Origin of the sequence: Nonomuraea sp. KM90, from assembly GCF_052246675.1 — a bacterium.
Classification (GTDB): domain Bacteria; phylum Actinomycetota; class Actinomycetes; order Streptosporangiales; family Streptosporangiaceae; genus Nonomuraea.
In genome coordinates this window covers 1-4,667 of sequence record NZ_JBQQCB010000277.1, presented here as the reverse complement: position 1 = coordinate 4,667, position 4,667 = coordinate 1, and the positions used below count along the sequence as shown (strand labels likewise).

Below are 4,667 nucleotides of genomic sequence, written 5' to 3'. Positions count from 1 at the left end.
CCAGCCGTGCGCGCGGCCGAACCAGCTCAGCCCGCCACCGAGGGCCACGCCCGGGACGTTGACGACGGGAGAGCTGCCGGGCAGCCCGGTCAGCCCGTACGCCGCCGCCGCGGCCTGCACGCGTCCGGACGGCACGCCCGCGCCGATGCGGGCCCGCCGGGCCACCGGATCGACCTCCAGGGTGTCCAGCCTGCCGGTACGCAGCAGGATCGTGCCCTCGGCCCGGCCGCTGGCCCCGTGCCCGTTCGGCTGGACGGCCACGCCCAGCCCGGCGGAACGGGCATGACGGACGAGGGCGGCGATGTCATCGGCGTCGGCGGCCTCGACCACCGCCGCCACCGGTTGCTCGACGGCCAGGTTCCAGGGACGGCAGGCCACGTCCAACCCGGGGTCGGACGGCAGCAGGACCCGGCCGCGGACGACGGAGCGCAGGCTGTGCGAAGCGTTCATGATCGTCCGCCCAGCGGTCGCAGCGGCGGCAGCAACGGCCCGGGCTCCGGGACTCGATCGTTCTCGTTCGTCATGATCCCCACGCTAGGGCGGAGAAAGCTCCGAGTTTGGGGGCATTTTCGGGGCAGATTCGTGGGCCAATTCGCCGGAACGGTACGTACGGCCGCCGCCTCCAGAAAGAACTACGGCGGCGACGCGTAAAAGGAGGTGAACCCCTCCAGGCTCGGTGCGAGGCTGGGCCCGTGAGCGACACGCATACCGTGGTCCTGGTCGAGGGAGCCAGTGACAAATCGGCGATCGAAGCGTTGGCCGGGCGCCACGGCCGGAACCTGGCGGCCGAAGGCATCTCCCTCGTGGCGATGGGCGGTGCCACGAACATCGGGACGTACGTCGGGAGGTTCGGCCCTGCCGGTCACGGCCTCCGGCTGGCCGGCCTGTGCGATGCCGGGGAGGAGGGCGACTTCCGGAGGAGTCTCGAGCGCGCCGGCCTCGGGTGCGATCTCGGCCGAAGCGACCTGGAGGCGCTCGGGTTCTTCGTGTGCGTCGCCGACCTGGAGGACGAGCTGATCCGCGCCCTCGGCACCGCCGCGGTCGAGCGTGTCGTCGACGCCGAGGGCGAGCTCAGCTCGTTTCGTACGCTCCAGAGGCAACCCGCGTGGCGCGGGAGCGCCACTCACGACCAGTTGCGCCGGTTCATGGGATCAGGCAGTGGCCGCAAGATCCGCTACTCCGGCCTGCTCGTCGCGGCACTCGACCTCGATCGCGTGCCGCGTCCGCTGGATCTGCTGCTGGCCCACCTGTCGGGCAGCCGGAGCCGGTGATCTCGTCATCGCCGGGTGAGGCGATCCGCGTGCGGGAACCAGCGGACCGCCCGTCTCACCACCTGCCCGGAAAGCCCGGCGCCAGGCTGGGACCAGCGGCTCGCCGGACGCTTCAGGGTCGGCCCCCGCCATGACCCGTCGAGAGCCTCCACCCCGGACGGGGAGAGGCTCTCGACGTCGTCAGCACATGCCGCCACTACCCGGCGAGGTGCTGGCGCAGAAGGTCCTTGCCCTGCTCGGCTCCCTTGCGGCTCTCGGCCTGAGCGCGGCGGAAGAAGTCAGCGAGCTTGTCGTCCCCGGCGCGTTCGGCGTCGGCGATGTAGTTCTCCAACCGCAGCACGTTGCTCAGGCACTGCTCGACGAACCAGATCAGGTTGTAGTCCTTGTCCTGAGTTCCGGTGACGCCGCCGGTCTCCTGTCGTGTCGGATCCATCTGCTTTTCCTCTGCCTCGACTGGTCGGGTTCGTCTCGCCGGCCGGCGCTCTCGCGCGGCCGCTCCGAGGGCTCCCCCCTTTCCCAAGGACGGGGTCCTATGCCTGCGCCAGGCCACCTCCTGTGTCCGGCCCATGGGTCTTGTGCGGTCGGGCCGGGGCGCGGCGTCCGTGCCGGGTTCGTACGCGACGTCCGCGCCATCCCGTCCTGGAAACCGGACTCGCGGCGGTCCTCGTTCCTTCCGCGGGGTTTCCCTTGGCGTCTTCCGTTTCGGGGACGCAGCGGTGGGCAGCGGCACCATCCATGATGCGCAACCTGCTTCGCGGCGCGATCAGCGGTGCCGTGGCCACCGCCGCGATGAGCGCGGTGATGGTGGCGGGCCAACGGGCGGGGATGATGGCCGACCAGCCGCCGAAACGTATCGCGCGTGCCGCCCTGCCCGGGCGCGAACACCGGCGCAAGCCTGGGGAGGGACTGCTGGGCGCGGCCGCTCACGTGGGTTTCGGCAGCGCCTCCGGCGCGTTGTTCGGCCTCATGACGCGGGGGCGACATGCCCCGGTCGCGCTCGGAGTGGCGTACGCGCTGACGATCTGGGTCGGCAGTTACGCGGGGTGGGTGCCGCGGCTGGGCGCCCTTCCGCCGATCCAGCGTGATCGCCCCGGCCGTCAGGCCGTCCTGGCGGCGGGTCATCTGGTGTACGGCGCCGCGCTCGCGCGCACCATGAACCGGCTGACGTCCGGAGGCCGGCATGACCGGGAATCCGGCGCGTAGCCGTCCGCGATGAATGCGCCCTCCCGGGCGGGGTGAGCCGGGCCGCGGTGACCGTTACTGTGCCGGCGACGGGCGCGACGTTCGGCGCCGCGGTGGCGGCTCCGGCGGTCGGGGGACCGCACGCCGCGCGGCCGCCAGGACGAAACCGCTGGCGGGACGGGTGGGCACGCGCCGCAGGGAGATGCTCAGGTCCTGGTCGGGGACGTCGTAGTCCAAGCGGGCGAGCCGTACCGCCAACGCCCGCACCAGTGAGACCGTGATGTCCTCCCCGGGGCATCGATGACCGGTGTCCGGATCGCCGCCGCCCTGCGGGATCAGGTCGAAGGCGCCGAGCTCGCGCCCGGCGAACCGCCCGGGGTCGAAGGTGTAGGGCTCATCCCACAGCTCTGGGTCGTGATTCTGCCCGTAGACGTCGAGCAGCACCAGGCTGCCCGCGGGGATGCGTTCCCCGGCCCACGACAGGTCGCGGACCGCTCGGCCGCCGACGAACGGCGCGAACGGATAGAACCGCCGAAGCTCGTGCACGAAGGCCTCGGCGTGGGCGGCGTCCCCGTCGCGCAGCGCCTCGCGCTGCTCGGGCCAGCGGTGCAGGGCGTGGGCGGCGAAGGTCACGTACCAGGCCACCGCCGCGGTCGGGCGGATGACGTTGAGCAGCTCCACCGCCGCCGTCCGGGCGGCGAGCGGCCTGCCGCCGGCATCGCGGTGACCGGCGACGACGTCGAACGCCGAGCCCGCCGGCGCGGTGTCGGTGCCGTCGCGCAGGTCGCTGATCAGGTCGGTCAGCCAGGCCTCGCGACGCCTGCGGGCCAGCCGGCCGCGCCAATGCCGGGGCCCGCCGCTGCCGAACCCGTCGACCATGGCCGTCAGATCGGAGGCCAGGGCCGGCACCTCGGCGTCGTCCAGCGGGATGCCCGCCCATCGGCACACCCCTCGGGTCAGCACCTCGGCGACCTCGTCGAAGAGCACGACCTGACGCCCGTCGCCCCACGTTCGGGCCGCCTCGTCCCAGGCCACGCCGGTATGCGCCACCAAGGAGCCGACGCCCACACCGGTCAGCAGCGACATGAACATCGCCTTGCGCACGCGGTGCTCGACGCCGTCCAGATGGTGCACCGCCCCGTTCCCGATCAGCGTGCTCGTGACGGGCTCGGGCAGTGCCGTACGACGGTGAACGTTGTTCTCGTCGTAGAAGAAGCGCGCCGCTTCGGGCCCGCACAGGCCCACCGTCCGGCGGCCCATCAGCCGGGTGCGCACCACCGGCCCCCGGGCGCGCCGCCGCAGACCGGGCAGCCACCCGTAGCCTTCGAGCAGCAGGAAAGGCGTGTCATCCAGCACCAACATGAGGTCCGTCCCTGCCCTTGGGCTCACGGGCGAAACCGCCGGGCTCGGCTCCTGTCCCGCCCGTCAGCGGGCGGCGGGCCCGCCGGGAAGCGTGGCGGGTCATGCGCCGCTCGGCGCCCGCGCCTTCGGGCCTCACTGCGGCGGCAGCGCAACTGTGAGAATGCGGTTGAGACGATGGTCTCAGGGTACGGGAGGGGACTCGGCGCACCCGAGCGCTGAGTCAGCACCAGCGAGGAACCCTCATGAGACTGGATCTCAGTGTCAGCATGTCCGCAGGCACTCCCGTCGTCGGCGTGGACGGCGACGTCGATCTCCTCACCGCCGACGATCTGTACGAGTTCCTCGCCACGGTGATCCACCAACGGGGCCCGCGGCTGAGCGTGGACCTGCGGCGCGTGTCCCTCATGGACTCGCGCGGCGCCGCCGCCCTGCTGCGGGCACGCCGGCTGGCCCGGTCACTCGGCGGAAACCTCACCCTGATCGGTCCCAACGCTCCGGCGGCGCTGGTGCTGCACGCGCTTCTGCCCGATCAGGACCTCGCACCGCCCGGCCGGGCTCCGTCGGCCCCTCAACACCACTGACTTCCGCACCGCCGTGCCCGTCTCCCCCGCCCTGGACGACTCCTGCGGCCCGGGAGACGGGCACGATCAGGCGCGGGTCAGCGGTTGTGGGCCAGGCTGTGCACGGGGTGCTCGCCCTCGGTCTGCAGCCGGTATTCGTGGCCGGACTTGGCGCGGTTGTCGTCGATGACCCGCTCGGAGGGTGCCTTGTCGCCGCCCATCAGCGCTTCCTGCATCTTCTCGAACCGCTCGTGGGCCTCCTGCACGTAGCCGGTGCCCAGGGTGGTGTAGT

Annotated in this window: 6 protein-coding genes and 1 pseudogene; 3 read left to right on the top strand and 4 right to left on the bottom strand. The window is 72.4% G+C overall.

Annotation, left to right across the window (positions count from 1 at the left end; genetic code table 11):
- On the bottom strand, positions 1-450 hold a 450-nt coding region (locus ACTWPW_RS63105; protein ID WP_443174869.1), incomplete at its 3' end, for an FAD-binding protein.
- Positions 451-692: 242 nt separating this feature from the next.
- Here ACTWPW_RS63105 and ACTWPW_RS63100 point away from each other — a divergent pair.
- Positions 693-1,271 carry a TOPRIM nucleotidyl transferase/hydrolase domain-containing protein gene (locus tag ACTWPW_RS63100; protein WP_443174868.1) on the top strand — a complete coding sequence of 193 codons (579 nt, stop codon included), beginning with the start codon at positions 693-695 and terminating at the stop codon, positions 1,269-1,271.
- Positions 1,272-1,467: 196 nt separating this feature from the next.
- Here ACTWPW_RS63100 and ACTWPW_RS63095 read toward each other — a convergent pair whose 3' ends face one another.
- A complete protein-coding gene (locus tag ACTWPW_RS63095) occupies positions 1,468-1,704 on the bottom strand; it encodes a hypothetical protein (protein WP_364132571.1) in 237 nt (78 codons plus the stop codon).
- 302 nt (positions 1,705-2,006) lie between these two features.
- Between ACTWPW_RS63095 and ACTWPW_RS63090 the strand changes: the two genes are divergently transcribed.
- Positions 2,007-2,474: a DUF6789 family protein gene (locus ACTWPW_RS63090; RefSeq protein ID WP_375118074.1), complete on the top strand. Its 468-nt coding sequence runs from the start codon at positions 2,007-2,009 to the stop codon at positions 2,472-2,474.
- A 54-nt stretch (positions 2,475-2,528) separates the two neighbouring features.
- Here ACTWPW_RS63090 and ACTWPW_RS63085 read toward each other — a convergent pair whose 3' ends face one another.
- Entirely contained in the window at positions 2,529-3,815 is a 1,287-nt protein-coding gene (locus ACTWPW_RS63085; RefSeq protein WP_443174867.1) for a cytochrome P450, read from the bottom strand.
- Between the two features lie 242 nt (positions 3,816-4,057).
- Between ACTWPW_RS63085 and ACTWPW_RS63080 the strand changes: the two genes are divergently transcribed.
- A complete protein-coding gene (locus ACTWPW_RS63080) occupies positions 4,058-4,396 on the top strand; it encodes an STAS domain-containing protein (protein WP_375118072.1) in 339 nt (112 codons plus the stop codon).
- Between the two features lie 77 nt (positions 4,397-4,473).
- Here the strand turns inward: ACTWPW_RS63080 and ACTWPW_RS63075 are convergent.
- Positions 4,474-4,667: pseudogene (locus ACTWPW_RS63075) on the bottom strand (hypothetical protein); the annotation flags it as partial.

Bases quoted from the DNA above. Each gene is read 5' to 3' on its own strand.
- ACTWPW_RS63095 (WP_364132571.1), bottom strand. From the start codon at position 1,704: ATGGATCCGACACGACAGGAGACCGGCGGCGTCACCGGAACTCAGGAC.
- ACTWPW_RS63090 (WP_375118074.1), top strand. From the start codon at position 2,007: ATGATGCGCAACCTGCTTCGCGGCGCGATCAGCGGTGCCGTGGCCACC.
- ACTWPW_RS63085 (WP_443174867.1), bottom strand. From the start codon at position 3,815: ATGTTGGTGCTGGATGACACGCCTTTCCTGCTGCTCGAAGGCTACGGG.
- ACTWPW_RS63080 (WP_375118072.1), top strand. From the start codon at position 4,058: ATGAGACTGGATCTCAGTGTCAGCATGTCCGCAGGCACTCCCGTCGTC.